The organism is Argonema galeatum A003/A1 (assembly GCF_023333595.1).
Lineage (GTDB): Bacteria > Cyanobacteriota > Cyanobacteriia > Cyanobacteriales > Aerosakkonemataceae > Argonema > Argonema galeatum.
Window position 1 is genome coordinate 1 of sequence record NZ_JAIQZM010000054.1, and the last position, 17,072, is coordinate 17,072.

Here is a 17,072-nt window from a genome sequence, read left to right on the forward strand (position 1 = left end):
TGCCCCTCTGCCCCTCTGCCCCTCTGCCCCTCTGCCCCTCTGCCCCTCTGCCCCTCTGCCCCTCTGCCCCTCTGCCCTAGCCCCTAATTATGTTTTCCTAACACATCCACAATGACATCTGCATCTAAAACCAGCAACTTTTTGCCATCAGAATTCATTATCTGACCTTTGAGGCACAAGCTTAGCACCTGCATCTGCGGCAGTGCGATCGTTGGAGGTGGCTGGATTTGAGATTCGTCACATCCTATCAGATGTCCCACTTTATTAACTGCTAGACCCAAAACCTTACTTTTGCTACGAACCACCAGGACGGGATGTTTTTGATGATACAAATCCTCGGCAAATAGGGCACCGAGCCCTAATAGGTAAGCTAGATCGACAAGCCATAAAACCTGCCCTCGCCAGTTACAGACGCCCATAACAGCAGGTGGCATATCAGCGATGGGAATAATATGACTCGGATCTAAATTTAACACTTCAGCCAGCCGCTCTGTGGGCAGCATAGCTTGATTTTCAGGTGTGAGGGAAAAAGTGAGGAACTGCACGATGTTTTTTAATTTTCTATCAAGCGTTTCACTGTTTGCAGGAGTTCTTCTCGGTTCAAGGGTTTTGTCAAATAAGCAGAAGCTCCCTGCTTGAAGCCCCAAGTTCGATCTATTTTTCCACTTTTGCTAGAACAAATGATTATCGGTATATGGCAAGTCTTTTCTTCACTCTTAAGCTTTCTACAAAATCCAAAACCACTTTCTCCGGGTAAAACAATGTCTAGTAAAATAGCATCAATCTTTTTTTGAGAAACTATTACTTTTGCCGCTTCAGCCGTGTTGACGGTAATAGTAGTTAATCCTTCTTCACGCAGAGAATTAGAAATGAATTGCGCTTCCGTCATGCTATCTTCCACAACCAAAATTGTTGCCATATATTTCTCTTACTTGTTTAAAATCTGGCATTATTATCGGAATCAAACCCAAAATCGAATTCGCCGATAAAACTGAAACCAATCTATTATGAGTTTTTGCTTATAGACAGGTATTTGTGAATTATTTGTAGCACTTTTTCACGCTCTGGAGGTTTACTTAAAAAATCCGAAGCTCCTGTCAATTTGGCCTGACCGCGATTGACAATGCTATCCCGACTGGTGAGTATAATAATTGGAGTGTTTTGAAACATAGGTGTTTTCCGCAAAAAGGTACAAATACTATGACCGCTAGCATCGGGCATCAGCAAGTCGAGAAAAATTAAGTCGGGTTTGTGCTTGACAATCTCGGACATTTGCCGTAAAGGTTCGGTTATTTTCAGCAGTCGGTATCCAGCTGGGATGAGGATTTTTTCTAAGGTTTGACCAATAACAGGGCTATCATCAATACAGGCAATCAAAGGCTGCTTTACTGACGCGGGTTGCAACTTCTTTACATTTGAAGAAGCTTTTGAGGTAGCAGCTGATTTCTTTGAAAGGGGCAAGGATAAATCCGGGACTTCTTTTAGTTCTACAGCATCTCGGCGAATCAAGGGAAGCAAGGAGAGAGTCACTGTTGTCACGGGACGCTTCAGCTGGTAAGCAATATCCCAAAGGGTGTTGTCACCGTTGAGTAATTTTTCTAGACTCCAATTTTTCTCCTGAGGAGGCTGTTTCCAAACGGGTGCCTGTTCGGGGAAAATGTTGGCTAAACCCGCATTTTGCCATTGTTGCCACAGTTGTTCAACTTTTTTGAGAATTTGCTCGATATCTGCTGAGGACAAAGGCAAGGATAAAAAGATTTCACTGTGAGATTGTTTGGAAGGAGACCAACGGCTGCTAGTAACTGGATGGCAAGCTAGAAAAAATAAAACTTCCTGTCCCGTGGTGCGAATGACTGCTTTGGCTTGAGTGATGCTTAGCTGCTTTTGAGTGACGCCAAGGTTTAGCCGCTGGGACTCCCAGGGTTCATCATCAAGAGAAGCTCCTTCTGGTACGAAGTCAGGGCAATGTTGCTTTAACGCTCTTTGCCAGCGTCGGCAGCGGTGGAAACCTCCCGTGGCATAGAGGAGGCCACCCTGGTAGAAGTATAGCTTCCATAACGTATCGCTGCTATGGAGAAGCCATTCGCCGGTTGCTCGTTTCTGACTCAGCAATGCTATGTTCTGCGCCAGCTTGGAAAATGTAGACATATTCACTAGCTTATTATGTAGGCGGGGGCAAATTTAACTACATTAAGAATGGTAGCTCCTTTATTATTCGTAATATAGTACTTTTTCTGGTCAAGTGTATGATAAGTTTCTCAAAGTCTATACAATATTTATACCAGTAAAATCACAGAAAGTTTAATATACTTACAGCCCTTTTCAAGTGAGTGAGGTACAGAGAAACCCGGTTTCTTGAAGAAACCGGGTTTCTGGGGTGTACTTCATGCAACTGAAAACCGCTGTATAAGCTTTTTGTGCATTTTATACTGGAAAAACACTGGTTAGTTATGGGTTGATTTACGATAAGCTCAATATTTTGGTCATATAGGACTTTAAAAATATGATGCACAGCTTTATGCCGCCGACGCGCTTTTTCCCTTATCTGAGCTGGAGAGATATCCAAGCTATGCCGGATAAGCCAAATGTAGTGTTAATTTTACCTGTGGGTGCGATCGAACAACATGGCCCCCATCTACCCCTGATTGTGGATGCGGCGATCGGCGAAGGAGTACTGGGTAAAGCCTTGTCAAAACTGGAACCCGATATCCCCGCCTACGCCCTACCGTCGCTGTACTACGGCAAATCGAACGAACACTGGCATTTCCCCGGTACAATTACCCTCAGCGCTCAAACTCTGTTGTCAACCATTACCGAAATTGCGGAAAGTCTTTACCGGGCTGGTTTTCGGAAATTAATCTTGATGAATTCCCACGGCGGTCAGCCCCAGGTGATGGAAATTGCTGCGCGGGATCTTCGTGTAAAGTATGAGGATTTGATGGTTTTCCCGTTGTTTACGTGGCGGGTGCCGCATATTACCAAGGAGTTACTCACGCCAAAGGAGTCACAGCTGGGTATTCATGCGGGTGATGCGGAAACCAGTTTGATGCTGTCGATTTTGCCAGACCAGGTGAAGATGGATGCAGCTGTGGCGGAGTATCCCGATTTGCCAAAGGATAATCTTCTGACTATGGACGGTAGGTTGCAATTTGGCTGGGTAACGCGAGATTTGAGCCAAAGCGGTGTGGTAGGCGATGCGACTGTGGCGACGAAGGAAAAAGGCGATCGCATCCTGGAATCGCTTTCTGATGGTTGGGTACAGATGATTAAAGATGTCTACGCTTTTCGTCAACCGGGTTTCTGAAGACCTCTTGTAAAAATTAATATACTTCATATAATTCATCTGCGTTCATCTGCGTTCATCTGCATTCATCTGCGGTAAAAAATGGTTCGTATTGCGACAATAAATGTCTTGTTTTAAAATCCCAAGTCCAAAATCCCAAATCGAAGGCCCGATCGCTGTCAAGCATCATGTTTCATCGAAATTCATAGATTTTCTCATAGCAATAGCACTTTTAATTTGCTCCAAGATACTTGAGGTATCAGTTATTAACTCCTGTTCCGTAAAGTGCAAAGTAACAAATCCTTTCATCGTTTGTTGGATCAACTTACATTTAAATTTAAGTTCATCAGAACTATCCCATTTCTCACCCCTCATATAATTTTCATCTCTACAATAAGCAATAATGTTGTAATGTTCAAACTGTAAGATTGTGCAACTTGCCAAGTTATTTTTGGGTGTATATTTTCCGATCTGCGGCAGAGGAAAATTTTGCCGTTCCATAGATTTTAAAATGTTGATAACTAGAGGAGAAATTTCTGATGGTAATGTAAAATTTTGCCATAATTCCGCATATTCTGAACTTGTTATTGGCTGGCTGATATTATCCTGCACCACAGGCAAATTACCATCCGTTGTGTCTAATCTTACAGACTCGGATAGATCGGGAGCTATAAATGTCTTATAGGGAATTGCATTAATATCCCTATTTATACCTTCCCTGCTTTCAAACTTGGGCACGATAAAATTACTAATTGATTCTTCTATCGCGGTAAATCTTTCAAAAAAAACTTGACTTCTAGGAGTTATTTCTTGAAACATCTCCTTAATCTGCTTAAAATTTTCCTTAAGCTGTCCTAAAGATCCTAAATGATTTTCGTAAGCAGATATCTTATCTTTTAACGTCTGAATTTCCTGTTCGTATTTTAACTGATTGTATTCAAATTTCTGCCGGATATTTATAGCATCCTCTCTGGCAATTTCAGCTTCCGTACTAAGTCTTACTTTTTCGTCATCCCCATAGGGAACGGGGTCTATACCATAAACACTTACTATTTGCAAATTTCGCCATGCAGAACTAGCCAACTTTCCAACAGCAGTCATACCTTTGGTTAAATAAAGGATAAATGTTGAAAAAGAAGCTCCTATTGTAAAAGAGGTAGCTAAATTCAACAACAGGTTAAAATCTCTTGACTGGTTACTTTCCAAAAAAGCTAATGAGGTCAGTAGGAGATCTGCTATAAATACTATCCAGATGGGGGAAAACTTTTTACCTATGAAAGGTAAAAATAATTTTAACTTCTCGTTCAGAATATTTGACTCATCTATCAAAACTGTTATGGGTAGAGTTGCTGTCGCAATAAAACCGAGTAAATTGTTAGTAGGAATTCCAAATACTTTAGCTCTATCTGGGATATTGAATGTAGTTTTAAAGAAGTTATCCAGAATAGCAAACTGGGCGAAACCGAAGAATACTAGCACCACAAATACTAAAGAAAGTAAGATTAACCACAATCTAGTTTCATCGTGGTATTTCTTTTCAAGCCTTGGTATCCTAGAAATAGGTTGGCTCTCTTTACTCATAAATAAAATATCAATGGTTACAGCTTGACAACAAAGATATCTGTAGGGGCTAAGCATTCGGGCAATAATTTGTTGATTGAACCGAAAGATCTTTGCCCGAATGCTTAGCCCCTACACTTATTGGGATGCTCCTGGTGGAAGTGCGTTTAGCTAGACAATCTATGGGTGAAGCTTCGTCGTTGAACCCACCTCTAGTTGTCAGGATTGGTATTACACTTATTGGGAGCGATCGGATCGACTAGATCTTGAGGAACGGAGCAGTAACCAGATTGTGGGCTAGCTTGGTATCCTTGGGCGTCTAGTTGAACTATATTCGGTTCAAGCTCTCTATTGTAGTGTACTCCTCCCCTCTTGTCTATATCATTAAGTTCATTAGCAACGCTAGGAGAAACTTCTTTACCTGGGTAAAAAACTTCACTTCCATTAGGACTGTCCTCTTCAACTGACCGCAAAACTTGAATTAATTCTGGATAATCTGAGAAAGTCCATTTATAAAATCCTCCTACCCGATTCCAGGTATAAGGCTTAATCAATATTTTAGGATTTTTTTCCACTACTTCAAATGGGATTGAAACAAAAAAAACAATATTTTTTACTTCGCTTGAATAAATATCTAAGTTTTTTTCCATACTTAAATTTAGTACTTGTTTTTCGTTTTCAATGCTCCATTTCCAAGCCAAACAGGAATCGTATTTCGTATAGAACCACTGCCCTGCTATCCGATCTATACGTCCGATAAAAAATCTGTTACTTTTATTGGAAATTGTAACTATTGTGGTAATCTTTGGAGCTTCCTGATTTCCTTTTAAGGTGATGGGTTCTCCGGTTTCGGTTTTGAGATTATCGGGAACTGCTAAAACTATTTTTTGAGGCGAACAAGCTCGAACGCTAAAAAATTTATTATAAATACGCTTCTTTGATTGCACGCTAATGGCTTCACCACTTGTTGCTTGTAGCTCGCAAGGATGACTGCGTAATTTAAATCCTAAAAAAATTAAGCTGAAAAATACTATAATTGCTAGGATTCGGGATAAAGTTTTCATGGGGACACTTAGCTTAGCGATGCGATCGCTCTTTGCATTGCCTCTATAGTAGCGCGAACCCTTGCGTAAAGCTAAAACCTACGGCGAAAGCCTCTCCCCCTTGCAGATAATATCGCCAAAATAGAATCAGAATGTATACTAGGCGAGGAACTCTCGCATATACTGGTTCACCAAATGTGGCCGTTCCTGCTGCACCCAGTGACTGCAATTGGGGATGTACTCGATCCGAAAGTCTTTCACATACGCTTCTGTGCCGTAAGTGAGTTCCTTGCCAAGAGCTGTATCGTTTTCTCCCCAAATCATCAGTGTGGGAACTTCCAGAACGCTCCAATCTCGATTTAGTAGTTTCTGGTGGAAAATATTGCGGTAATAGTTCAGCGCTGCGGTAATAGCACCCGGTTTTGCGGCAGCCTGCTTGTAAGCTTCAATATCCGCCTGCGTAAAGGCGTTTTTATCAACAGCCATACCAGTAAAAACAGTTCCAATTGCTCGGTAATGCGATCGCGCTAAGAACAATTCCGGTAGCATAGGAAGCTGAAACAAGAATATATAATAACTGCGTCGCAACTGTTGTAGAGTGCGTAAACCCTCGGCAAATTTGGCTGGGTGAGGTAGGTTCATCACAATCAATCGTTCTACCATTTCGGGATGGGCGTAGGCGAAATTCCAGGCGATCGCACCGCCCCAGTCATGACCGACAAGGACGCATTTTTCGTAACCGAGTCCTTTAATTACCCCCTCAACATCTTTGATGAATTCATCCATCACATAAGCCGATCGATCTGGCGGCTTATCGCTGTCGTTGTAGCCACGCAAATCAAGGGCGACAACCTTAAAATCCTTAGCAAACTCCGGTATCTGATGCCGCCACGAGTACCAAAACTCAGGAAATCCGTGCAGCATTAGCATCAGGGGGCCATCTCCCTGAGTTACGTAGTGCAGCTTTATCCCGTTGCTGATGATGCGATCGTGTTTCCAGCGAGCCTCTGTCACAAACATTTATGTTTCCTCAGTTGTTTTGGTTATATTAACAACTTTAATAATCCAAACATCCCCACAAAAGGGGGATTTAGTATGGATAAAAATTAACTATACCCTGAATAGATTTAATCAACCAATGACTAATCACCAATGACCAATTTTTGATTTATCGCCAATATCGCTGACCTTGCCAAAAGATACCAATAGGAAGACCCATCAACTGAGTGCCTTGCAAATTTACCAGAACAACTGGTAAAGGAACCAGTAACTTCAAACTTAAAACTAAAGCTAAACAAGGAACTAGCGCCCACAAGACATTACCGTTGATTCTCACTTGTGGATAGAACCGCTCAAGTAAGTAAACCGCCATAACCCCTACGCTAGCTGCTACGATAAAAATCATCAATACACCTAAAGGGGGTGCATATAGAATAGATAGCGTGGCACGGATTAGAGAAGAGTATCTCAGTCCTAAATTGAGTAAGAATTCTAGGATAGCAACAATAAGCGTGGTGAGGGCTGAAACTTGGAATAGGGATAGCCAAGGTAGATATTTCAAGCTGCCTAGAGAATCTGACATATAGCAAACAACTCCTAGATTGTTTTAATTATATCCTGACTGACGACTTTATAGTCGCAGGAGCTTTTTGTGACGATGCTTTATCAAGGCAGGCTGACCACCTAAGATCTGGGTAGTTTAATGTTGTCGCTGGTAATTTTGTTCGGGAAGCTTGTATATAACTCAATTACAAACTCCGCCCCCTTACCGGCTACTGAAATACACTTCATCTGCCCGCCATGTTTTTCGACAACAATTTGATAGCTAATCGACAAACCCAAACCAGTACCCTTACCGATTGGCTTCGTAGTAAAGAAAGGATCGAATAATTTTTGGTGTACCTCTTCTGTGATGCCAGAGCCATTATCCGAAATTCTAATCGCTATGTGAGTGGAGTTGATTTTTTCAGTGTGAATCCTAATCTGAGGTTTAGGCGCTTCTTGGCACCCCATTTCCAAGGCATCAATCGCATTAGCTAGCAAATTCATAAATACTTGGTTTAACTGCCCAGCATAACACTCCACCAAGGGCAGATCGCCATATTCTTTAATTACCTCAATGGCGGGACGATCGGGCTTGGCTTTGAGCCGGTGCTGCAAAATTAGTAAGGTACTATCAATTCCTTCGTGAATGTCCACTGACTTCATTTCTGCTTCATCCAAACGGGAAAAGTTCCGTAAACTAAGGACAATTTCCCGGATGCGTTCAGCGCCCAACTTCATGGAAGAAAGCAGTTTGGATAAATCTTCCATCAGGAAATCCAATTCAATGGCTTCTGCTTTTTCATCAATCTCTGGAACAGGATTGGGATAGTTATGTTGGTAAAGACTTATAAGTTCCATCAATTCTTGAGTGTATTGATGAGCGTAGTTTATATTTCCGTAAATGAAATTTATCGGGTTGTTAATTTCATGAGCGACACCTGCGACTAGCTGCCCTAAACTGGATATTTTTTCAGTTTGAATTAGCTGTGCTTGGGTTTGTTGCAGCTTGTGCAAAGCAAGTTCAAGTTGTTCGGCTTTTTGTCTTTCCCTCTCTTCACTTTGCCGTAAAGCCTTTTCGGTAGAAATGCGATCGGCAATTTCATTTTGTAATTGATCGTTGGTTTGCCTTAGCTGAATCGTGCGTTGTTCAACTCTATTTTCTAGCTCTTCATTTGCTTTTTTTAGTGCTTTTTCCGCTCTATGACGCTGACCGTCCATGCTCCCAAGATCTTTAGCATTCCACAAAATCAAAACTGCAAAAACGACAATATTCAATATTCCTAACAAGGATATCGCCATTTCAGCAGTGTAGACGTTTGAGCGGTAACCTGATAACATTAACCAACCGATCGTTGGCGGAATAACAATCGCAGCTGGGGACAAACTTCTAGCCATGATGCCGCCAGCGTCACCGCTAGTCACGGTTGCCATCAATCCTTTGTCCGGGTCGGCAAACAATATGCCGAAGCACAGCAAAATGAATGCTACGGCTGTATGCAGTGCGATCGCTGTATAAGAAGGGCCAGCTTTATAAAAGTACGCATTACCATAGATGTATCCTAAGAAACCCAGTAGAGCGATCGAAAATGCTACTAAAGTAAATGACTGAGCAGGGCGATATTTGGGGCGCGGTATACTTAATAGCAATAGCGCAGAGCCCAGCAATAAAAAATTCAGGGCAGTATTGGGTGCCATCCGACCGGGATTTGCGGTGCTAACAGCGCTTATATCTTCCTTGAAAAAAAGTTGGTCGATGCCGAAGTTTAAGTGAAAACTATACTCAATTAATGTGAGCAGACTAATAAAAATTACGAGGCTAGCGCAGGCCAAAGCCCCGCCACGCAAGTACTTGCGCCTATTGCCACTGTCCTGTTTTTGATGCCACAGCCACACAGATGCTCCACTTAAAATGAAGCAGATAGCTGTGTTTGCTTTCATACTTACCAGTCCCGGCAAGATGCTTTTGAGGATTGTAATATTGAAAATCCAGCCTGTAATGACGACACAACCAATTAGGAAGACAGTAATACCAGCTTTTTTGGAAAAGGATTGCATAGAAGCGATTAGGGCGGGTGTTTTATAAACTTGTAGTGTCTGATAAGAAAGTTTCATGTTCTCGCTCTCAAAGGTTACTGTTTACTATTGAACAAGAAACAAAGTCAGATCTGTGTTCCAAATTATACAACCTATCAAAAAACTGAGCGTTGCTAAACTAGCTGAACTTGCAGGGATGGGGAAATCTACCGTTTCAACGATCGAAACTGGCTCTGATACCCATAACTCCTCAAACCTAAAAAAGTCTCAAGCAACCGCTGGGAATGACTTAGAGGCTATCTCAAAACTCTAGATCCCATGTATTGCCAAGCCTCATAACGGGGATACAGCTTTTTTTAGGTGAGTTAGGTACAGAAATCCCCAACTTCTCTAAGAAGTCGAGGATCTCGCGGCTCTTTTGTTCAAAAAAATAACATTTTTATTCCTCTGCTTCTTTGCTCGAATAGGATAGTATAGCAACTGCCACGGCGGTTTGGTAATTGAGCGGAGTCCAAATGCCCACTTGGTCAGTGCATTTGGACTCCGTTCAATGACCAAAAATGCACTAAGTGCCAAGGCGACTGCTATAAATACAGAAAAGCCTCAAATGCTTTTTACATTCCCCATTTAGTTTGAGAAAAAACTCGATAAGAATCCCCATCATTAATAGACTGATTAGTTAGATTAACATTTTCCATATTGACCAAGTTGTATCGGACATTTTCTGTGTAAATGGTTAATATAATTTTAGAAATCTCCAAAAAATTAATCACCCAATGACATTCTTCTGGCGAATAAGATTCGTAATTCTGAATCAACTTAGCCATACAGACTTCTAAATAAGTACGGCTGGGTGGACAAATTAGAATAATCTTGAGGAGAAGAATTGACAGAGTTAGAGGATTTCCTTGAGAAGCTAAGGAAACAAAAAGCGACGAAGGTTTCCCATCTTTTTCAGTGGTTAAGTATTCAATCACCCGATTACAAGTTTTTAGCAGCAGAGCATCACTTAACTCTTCTTCATTTGATGTTTGATAAAGAAATTCTAGCTTTTTAGTTAGTCCTGTCTTTAGAGCCTCTGCCAATCCTTGATTATCCAAAGAAAATATTAAATATTTTAGCAGGCTTTGCTTAAACGCACTGTAAGTAAGTCGTTGAGTTTGTTTAATAAAAATATTGCCTAAACTTACATAGTTGAAGGCGCTGCGTTTTCCTACAACTTTCTTGATTAAACGCAAAGCTTCATCACCAAGATCTGTAGGGTTCTCTGTTTTTCTATTTTTGGATGAAGCAGAGTGAGAATGAGCTGTGTACATTGCCAAATCGAATTTGAACTCCTCTTGCAACTGTTTTGCCAGTCCTCTAGCAGCTTCCCTCTGCTCGATTAAGTTTTTAGAATTGGTATACTGAGGAGCTAGTAAATAAGAAGTGTAGCGGCTCTTCCAGTGTTCTTTTTCACGATTATCGTATCTGGAAACAAATAACTTGAGTTCTTCGTAGTCTTCGCTATTAATAAAATTATTGAGCCACCCCCTTAGATTTTTTACGCTCACAGATAGGGTGGACTGCCTGTTGGTCAAATTAGAAATAAGTTCAAGTAAATCTTGTGCTGGCTTGTATTTTCTGCTAAAAATCCAGTTATTGAGAAGAATATAAATAGAACGTTTTAAGGTATTTATAAAATCTGATTGCTTATTAGATAAAAGAAGTTCTTTAACAGCTTTTTGTGGTTCTGACTGAAGCAAGCCCACAGGATTAATAAATAAACGTTCAAATTCCGATAAAACTAAGTCTGGTGACTGTTGTTTAACAATATCTAGAAAAAACTGGCAAATTATTTCCTGATGAGTGGTAAGATTCTGCTCTGGATGGTTTGATTTAGTCACTGTTGTTGTCTGTTGAGCATTAAATAAGACATGGCTGAGTGTTGGAGTTTTCATAACTTGCGAGTGCTTAGTTGTGACTTGAGGTTAAAAGCTCTGCTCTAGCATGGCTCTAGGCCGGACTCTTGATTTTAAATGTAATGCTTTTCTATAGAGTACCTGGTGATTGAGGACTTTGATAGAGTATGACAAGCACCTCACGGCTTGGTGAGGCCAGATCCCCTATGACCGTGACGGCAGTCACAAGGGGGTGGAGTCGTAAGTAATTGGTTCAAATTGACTCCGGGACAAGAAAGTCAGTCGATTTTGGATTTTGGATTTTGGATTGGCCTCACGGATTGCTCTCCGTGTTTTTCCACAAAGATCTGATAACTAGCGGTCATGCGACCATTATGGGCTTAATACCAGTAACATGATTAAAAAAACAAGCAGTCCTCCTAAGCATTACATCCTCGTTCTCGCACTTATGGGTATGAGCGGCTGCTCGCTATTATGGCAAAAATCTGCACCATCTCCGGAAACTTTAGCCGTAGCGCAAGAGACACCGGCACCAAAGCCAACGCCCCAAATTATCGTGCAAGCCCAGCCAGTAAAGCCTTTGCCTGGAAGCTTGGACAAAGTGCCGATGTTTAACAGCAATAGTCCAGAATGGTTGAAGACGGAAGGAATTTTACTTTCTACTTTTCCACCAACAGGAAAAGCTGTTGCGGCGGCGCACCTGAACTTTCCTTTTCAGGGAAGGTTCGACTTATTTGTTCACCACCAAACTATCAATCCCAAGGATTTGCAGACGTACTATTTGGGAGTAATTCTGCATAATCCAAGTTCTCAACTGGTTACGGTGGATGTATTGCAGGCGGCGAGTAATTTGACCCAAGAGTCACCTTATATTAAGTTACCGCACTATGTGGAAAATCCCGATAATACTGTTTATGCTGGCCCTGGCGATCGGGCCGTGCATGATGTACTGCAAGGAAAACGACAAGTTGATTTTCCCGCTAAGCTAATTATTCGCCCCGGTCAAAGTGCGATGTTGATGAATCTTCCCATGCCGGTACGGAATTTTGAAAAGCCGCAAAACGGTCGGTCTACGTTAATGCGATTAAGCAGTAGCGGTAAGGTTTATGCAGCTAGTTTGGCGATGTTTGCCAAGCAAAATCCTGATGGTACTGAACGTGCGCCCACTTTAGCCGAATGGCAAGCGCTTCTGGATACAGGTAATTTAGCTAGTCCGCGAGATAAAACGCCTTCTCCTCCACAACAAATTGGCGGTCAATTGATTTACAGTCGCGTTGCAGGTGTGGCGCAAGGTTCTAAATGGGAGGCGTTGTTAGTCGAAGGCCCAGGGGCTAAAGATTTTACTATTCCGCAGCGGGGTAAAGCTGTTTCTTATGCGATCGCAACTTTGCGGGGTGGACGGTTAGGCACCGAGCAAATCCAAACCGCCAAAATGCTAGTGCGCTATCCAGATACAGCTTATGAATCCCACGGAAATTATGCAGTTGAATATAATATAAACTTGCCTCTTTACAACAGCACTAATCAACCGCAAACTGTTTCTTTAACTTTGGAAACACCTTTAAAAGAAGACAGGTTAAGTCGAGGAGGATTAATTTTCCGAAATCCATCTTTTAATTTTCCGTGGTTCCGAGGCAGCGTGCGGTTGCGCTACAAGGACGAGAACAAGCTGGTGACTCGTTACGTGCATTTGTGGCAACCAATGGGTGAGGTGTTGGAACCTTTGGTGCAATTGGGAATGCCACCAGGCGATCGGCGAAATGTACAATTAGATTTTATTTATCCTCCCGATTCGACGCCGCCGCAAGTGTTGACGATTAGAACCGCAGAAAATTAACCCCACCCCCAGCCCCTCCCCGTCCACGGGGAGGGGGGAGCAAAACTCCCCCCTCTGGGGGAGCAAAACTCCCCCCCTCTGGGGGAGCAAAACTCCCCCCCTCTGGGGGAGCAAAACTCCCCCCTCTCCGCAGGCGGAGAGGGGGGCAGGGGGGTGAGGTTTCTTCAAGCTTTTGTTAGTAGAATTAATCTCAGACAAAAACTTTGGCTTCGTATTCAGGCAAATCAATCATTAATTCGTTATTTTCCACATTCACGTCATAGTTACCTGTCCATTCGTGCCAAGTTCCGTTGGCGGGAAAGTTGGGAATTCGGTAGTCAGCTAGATCTTTATCTGAAAAGTTTGCCACAACAACAACTCGCGATCCTTCGTCATTCCAGCGAAGGTAGGCAAAAACTTTGTTCTCTGGATTTTCATGGAAGAAGTCGATGTTTGCAGTTTGGAGGGCTAGATTTTGTTTACGCAGTGCGATCGCACCCTTGAAATACTCAAATAAATTGCTATTAGGGTCATTCTTTAATAATGACCATTTAAGCGGGTTGCTATAGTCTAGACTCAGGGAAGTGCAATCGCCAAACTCTTCGCCCATCCAGATCAGGGGTATTCCTGCTGCCGTCATTAGCACAGCAACCCCCAACTTAACCCGCTTAAATGCCGCTTCCCCAACAATGTTGCGATCGCCTAAGTTTACCAACAAGCGCTTTTGGTCGTGATTGCTGATGTAATTTACCACCTTTGTAACGCCTTCTGGATATTCCTGGCGCTTGGGATCTAGCACTCGCTTGAGTTCTTCTAGATCGAAATTATCGCCAAAAAGATGCGGTATCAAAAAGTGGAAGAAACTGTCGTGCCAGCAAGCATCGATCGGCCCTTTGGGACTTACGATATCAACATTTTCTGGAACGTGCTCGCCAATATTGTAGAAAGGCTTCGCTCCGCCTGCATTTTTGGCTTCTTGCATAAGCCAGTGCAGGAAGTCGAGGTTATCTAATTGTTTTAATGCGTCGTAACGAATGCCATCAATATGGTATTCCTGAATCCAGAACCGTACAACATCACCCATAAAATCTTTTGCAGGACAGGTGTTGCGCTTTTCGTCCCAATATTCGTAGTTAAACTCTGGCCCCCAATAATATTCGTCTTCAGGATGATGGCGATCGTGATAGTACCAGTAATCGCGGTCAATTTGTGCAAGCGGACATTCTTCTGATGAGTGGTTATAAAGCTGGTCGAAAATGACGCGGATGCCTCTAGCATGGCACTCATCAATTAACCGCTTCAAATCTTCCGTTGCACCGTAGTTAGGCTGTGGGGCTAAGTAGTATCTGGGAGTATAACCCCAGCTGTAATCGCCGGGATTTTCGTTTACTGGCATTAACTCGATCGCATTTATTCCCAACTCGCATAAGTAATCCAATTTTTCGATGACATCCTTGTACTGTCCTTGCCCTTTTGGGTCATCATCACCGCCAGAAAAATCTGTAATAAATAACTCATAGATCACTAACTCACTATCCGCAGGCAAAGGCTTGTCGTCGTGCTGCCAAACATAAGTATCAACAATCCGTTGACCGCCTTTAATTCGGATCGCTCCGTTTCTTGTAACTGCATCGATTTCAGTAACATAGGGGTCATTGACTTCTACCCATTTTTCTGGTTCATTTGAGCCACTTGGATGCTGGACTCTGAATTTATATTGGTGAACGCCGTCCTCTAAATCAACCTTTGTGCTAAAATAACTATTCTCGTTTTTATCCATTGGGATTTCTTTCCAATCGGAAAAAGAACCCATTAGTGTAGCATTTTTGGTATGAGGAGCCAGCAACTTGAATTCAATTGAATTAGACATATCACTCCAATGACAGCAGCTACTGTAAAACTACCGCTAAAAACCTCAGCCTACAATCATCATAAAAAGCTGAGCCTGGTAATTGCCTCCTTCTGGCAGGTAATGATGGCTGATTTATTCCTCTATCCAAAGCATTATCTTTGTGTTAATTAATTCTGTATCTAGGCAGATTAAAAAAACATAAATTTAAGCGTTGTTACTTAGGATACGATTAGCCCCGGCCCTTCCATCCGATCGATTCGCCTCTCGTAGGCGATTTTGGGAACTGCAATAATGACACACAACAGGTTTGAATGAACGTCATCTATCTTCTTTTACGCGCTTCTTGGAGCCTTGTGGCGATCGCTGTCTTCACAGGTTTGCTCAGCGGAGCTTGCAGCGCTCGACTGATTGCCCTAATCAACAACGCCGCCAACGGCGGAACCCAGACAACTACCTCAATCTTGAGCTTTGTCGGACTGGCTGCGGTGGTACTCATCTCTGGACTCGTCTCCCAGATTTTGCTGATCCGCCTTTCCCAAGGAGTGATCTTCGACCTGCAAATACGCTTGAGCCGCCGGATTTTATCCACCTCTTTGCGTCACCTGGAACAACTGGGTGCCCCTCGTCTTTTAGCAACTCTCACAGAAGATGTTCAAGCGCTTTCTAGCAGTGTTTTTGTTATTCCCTTCCTCTGCATTGATATTGCTATAGCAATTGGCTGCATGATTTATTTAGGCTGGCTTTCCTGGCAAGCATTGCTGGTGATGATCTGCTTCATAATTGCAGCTATAGTCATTATTCAATTTCTGTTAAAGAAAGCGACTCACTTCTTTACCCTCGCTCGCGAAGAACAAGATAAATTGTTTAAACACTTCCGCGCCATCACGGAAGGTATTAAAGAATTAAAGCTGCACCAACAGCGCCGCGAAGCCTTCCTATCAAGCGAACTCCAACCCACCGCTGCCGCAGCGCGAGATTACAAAGTTGTCAGTTTGAATATCTTCTCTATTGCCTCTAATGGAGGTCAAATTCTCTTTTTCTTTGCTGTCGCGCTGTTGATTTTTGGTCTTCCCAAATTGGCAAATATTAGCACCTCAGTTTTATCGGCCTATATTTTAACGCTCACTTACTTAATGATGCCCGTCAAGAACATTATGGATATGCTTCCCAACTTGAGCAGAGCCAGTGTTGCTTTAAGAAAGATAGAAACTTTGGGCTTATCGTTAGCCAGTGAATCTGAGTATAACGAAAATGCCATTATTCAGCCTAAGTTGAAGTTTGACTGGAAGCGCTTAGAACTGATGGGAGTTACTCATGCTTATAGCGGACAAAATGAGAAACACAATTTTATTCTTGGCCCGATAGACCTCGTTTTCGGGCCAGGAGAACTCGTGTTTTTAGTCGGAGGTAATGGCAGCGGTAAATCTACTCTCGCTAAGCTGATTACCGGACTTTATATCCCTGAAAGTGGAGAAATTCGGGTCGATGGTAAGCTGATTGACAACGATACTAGAGAATGGTATCGGCAGCAATTTGCGGTGGTTTTTTCGGACTTTTATTTGTTTGAAAGCTTGTTGGGTTTGGGTAACTCGAATCTTGAGACTCAAACGCAAGATTACTTGATAAAACTAGAACTAGACCACAAAGTTCAGGTAAAAGATGGGGTGCTTTCAACCACTGCTTTATCCCAAGGACAGCGCAAGCGTTTGGGTTTACTCACTGCCTATTTGGAAGATCGTCCAATCTATTTGTTTGATGAGTGGGCATCAGATCAAGACCCCGTGTTCAAGGAGATTTTTTATACTCAACTATTGCCAGAACTTAAGAAACGAGGTAAAACTGTGCTGGTGATCAGTCACGATGACCGATATTTTCACTCATGCGATCGCATTGTCAAGCTCGATTACGGCAAAGTGGAATATGACAAGCACTTGCACAATTAACTTTTAGCGATTTTTGTAGGGTGGGCACTGCCCACCACTTAAATACTTGTAGTAATAGTAGGGGCTCCGCATTCGGGCAGGAAATCTATCGCTCT

Annotated in this window: 13 protein-coding genes and 1 pseudogene; 3 read left to right on the forward strand and 11 right to left on the reverse strand. The window is 42.5% G+C overall.

Going from position 1 to position 17,072, the window contains the following annotated elements:
• Positions 1-83: 83 nt before the first annotated feature.
• The 3 genes from LAY41_RS29945 to LAY41_RS29955 all read right to left on the reverse strand — a co-directional run bounded on the left by LAY41_RS29945 (position 84) and on the right by LAY41_RS29955 (position 2,148).
• A complete protein-coding gene (locus LAY41_RS29945) occupies positions 84-545 on the reverse strand; it encodes a chemotaxis protein CheW (protein ID WP_249106078.1) in 462 nt (153 codons plus the stop codon).
• An 8-nt stretch (positions 546-553) separates the two neighbouring features.
• Entirely contained in the window at positions 554-919 is a 366-nt protein-coding gene (locus tag LAY41_RS29950; protein WP_249106080.1) for a response regulator transcription factor, read from the reverse strand.
• Positions 920-1,005: 86 nt separating this feature from the next.
• Positions 1,006-2,148: a response regulator gene (locus LAY41_RS29955; RefSeq protein WP_249106082.1), complete on the reverse strand. Its 1,143-nt coding sequence runs from the start codon at positions 2,146-2,148 to the stop codon at positions 1,006-1,008.
• Between the two features lie 358 nt (positions 2,149-2,506).
• Between LAY41_RS29955 and LAY41_RS29960 the strand changes: the two genes are divergently transcribed.
• Positions 2,507-3,304 (forward strand): creatininase family protein, encoded by a 798-nt coding sequence (locus LAY41_RS29960; protein WP_249106128.1) that lies wholly within the window; start codon positions 2,507-2,509, stop codon positions 3,302-3,304.
• Positions 3,305-3,469: 165 nt separating this feature from the next.
• Here LAY41_RS29960 and LAY41_RS29965 read toward each other — a convergent pair whose 3' ends face one another.
• The 6 genes from LAY41_RS29965 to LAY41_RS29990 all read right to left on the reverse strand — a co-directional run bounded on the left by LAY41_RS29965 (position 3,470) and on the right by LAY41_RS29990 (position 11,405).
• Positions 3,470-4,864, reverse strand: a complete 1,395-nt coding sequence (locus tag LAY41_RS29965) for a hypothetical protein (protein WP_249106084.1) — start codon at positions 4,862-4,864, stop codon at positions 3,470-3,472.
• A gap of 191 nt (positions 4,865-5,055) precedes the next feature.
• The gene (locus LAY41_RS29970; protein WP_249106087.1) at positions 5,056-5,907 is read right to left on the reverse strand and encodes a hypothetical protein; all 852 of its coding nucleotides are present in this window, start codon (positions 5,905-5,907) and stop codon (positions 5,056-5,058) included.
• Positions 5,908-6,045: 138 nt separating this feature from the next.
• Positions 6,046-6,906 (reverse strand): alpha/beta fold hydrolase, encoded by an 861-nt coding sequence (locus tag LAY41_RS29975; RefSeq protein WP_249106088.1) that lies wholly within the window; start codon positions 6,904-6,906, stop codon positions 6,046-6,048.
• Between the two features lie 148 nt (positions 6,907-7,054).
• Positions 7,055-7,468: a peptide chain release factor 1 gene (locus tag LAY41_RS29980; RefSeq protein ID WP_249106091.1), complete on the reverse strand. Its 414-nt coding sequence runs from the start codon at positions 7,466-7,468 to the stop codon at positions 7,055-7,057.
• A gap of 101 nt (positions 7,469-7,569) precedes the next feature.
• The gene (locus LAY41_RS33005) at positions 7,570-9,543 is read right to left on the reverse strand and encodes a sensor histidine kinase (protein ID WP_249106093.1); all 1,974 of its coding nucleotides are present in this window, start codon (positions 9,541-9,543) and stop codon (positions 7,570-7,572) included.
• 536 nt (positions 9,544-10,079) lie between these two features.
• The gene (locus tag LAY41_RS29990; RefSeq protein WP_249106096.1) at positions 10,080-11,405 is read right to left on the reverse strand and encodes a hypothetical protein; all 1,326 of its coding nucleotides are present in this window, start codon (positions 11,403-11,405) and stop codon (positions 10,080-10,082) included.
• 355 nt (positions 11,406-11,760) lie between these two features.
• Here LAY41_RS29990 and LAY41_RS29995 point away from each other — a divergent pair, with 355 nt between their 5' ends.
• Positions 11,761-13,203: a DUF3370 domain-containing protein gene (locus LAY41_RS29995; RefSeq protein ID WP_249106099.1), complete on the forward strand. Its 1,443-nt coding sequence runs from the start codon at positions 11,761-11,763 to the stop codon at positions 13,201-13,203.
• Positions 13,204-13,393: 190 nt separating this feature from the next.
• Here LAY41_RS29995 and LAY41_RS33010 read toward each other — a convergent pair whose 3' ends face one another.
• Complete coding sequence (locus LAY41_RS33010; protein ID WP_476727001.1) at positions 13,394-14,164, reverse strand: alpha amylase C-terminal domain-containing protein; 771 nt, start codon at positions 14,162-14,164, stop codon at positions 13,394-13,396.
• A 36-nt stretch (positions 14,165-14,200) separates the two neighbouring features.
• Positions 14,201-15,055: pseudogene (locus LAY41_RS30000) on the reverse strand (alpha-amylase family glycosyl hydrolase); the annotation flags it as partial.
• 290 nt (positions 15,056-15,345) lie between these two features.
• Between LAY41_RS30000 and LAY41_RS30005 the strand changes: the two are divergent.
• Positions 15,346-16,977, forward strand: coding sequence for a cyclic peptide export ABC transporter (locus tag LAY41_RS30005; protein WP_249106106.1), 1,632 nt, complete (start codon positions 15,346-15,348; stop codon positions 16,975-16,977).
• Positions 16,978-17,072 lie beyond the last annotated feature (95 nt).

Coding starts and splice junctions, on each gene's coding strand:
- LAY41_RS29950 (WP_249106080.1), bottom strand. CDS start 919: ATGGCAACAATTTTGGTTGTGGAAGATAGCATGACGGAAGCGCAATTC.
- LAY41_RS29955 (WP_249106082.1), bottom strand. CDS start 2,148: ATGTCTACATTTTCCAAGCTGGCGCAGAACATAGCATTGCTGAGTCAG.
- LAY41_RS29960 (WP_249106128.1), top strand. CDS start 2,507: ATGCACAGCTTTATGCCGCCGACGCGCTTTTTCCCTTATCTGAGCTGG.
- LAY41_RS29965 (WP_249106084.1), bottom strand. CDS start 4,864: ATGAGTAAAGAGAGCCAACCTATTTCTAGGATACCAAGGCTTGAAAAG.
- LAY41_RS29970 (WP_249106087.1), bottom strand. CDS start 5,907: ATGAAAACTTTATCCCGAATCCTAGCAATTATAGTATTTTTCAGCTTA.
- LAY41_RS29975 (WP_249106088.1), bottom strand. CDS start 6,906: ATGTTTGTGACAGAGGCTCGCTGGAAACACGATCGCATCATCAGCAAC.
- LAY41_RS29980 (WP_249106091.1), bottom strand. CDS start 7,468: ATGTCAGATTCTCTAGGCAGCTTGAAATATCTACCTTGGCTATCCCTA.
- LAY41_RS33005 (WP_249106093.1), bottom strand. CDS start 9,543: ATGAAACTTTCTTATCAGACACTACAAGTTTATAAAACACCCGCCCTA.
- LAY41_RS29990 (WP_249106096.1), bottom strand. CDS start 11,405: ATGAAAACTCCAACACTCAGCCATGTCTTATTTAATGCTCAACAGACA.
- LAY41_RS29995 (WP_249106099.1), top strand. CDS start 11,761: ATGATTAAAAAAACAAGCAGTCCTCCTAAGCATTACATCCTCGTTCTC.
- LAY41_RS33010 (WP_476727001.1), bottom strand. CDS start 14,164: ATGCAAGAAGCCAAAAATGCAGGCGGAGCGAAGCCTTTCTACAATATT.
- LAY41_RS30005 (WP_249106106.1), top strand. CDS start 15,346: ATGAACGTCATCTATCTTCTTTTACGCGCTTCTTGGAGCCTTGTGGCG.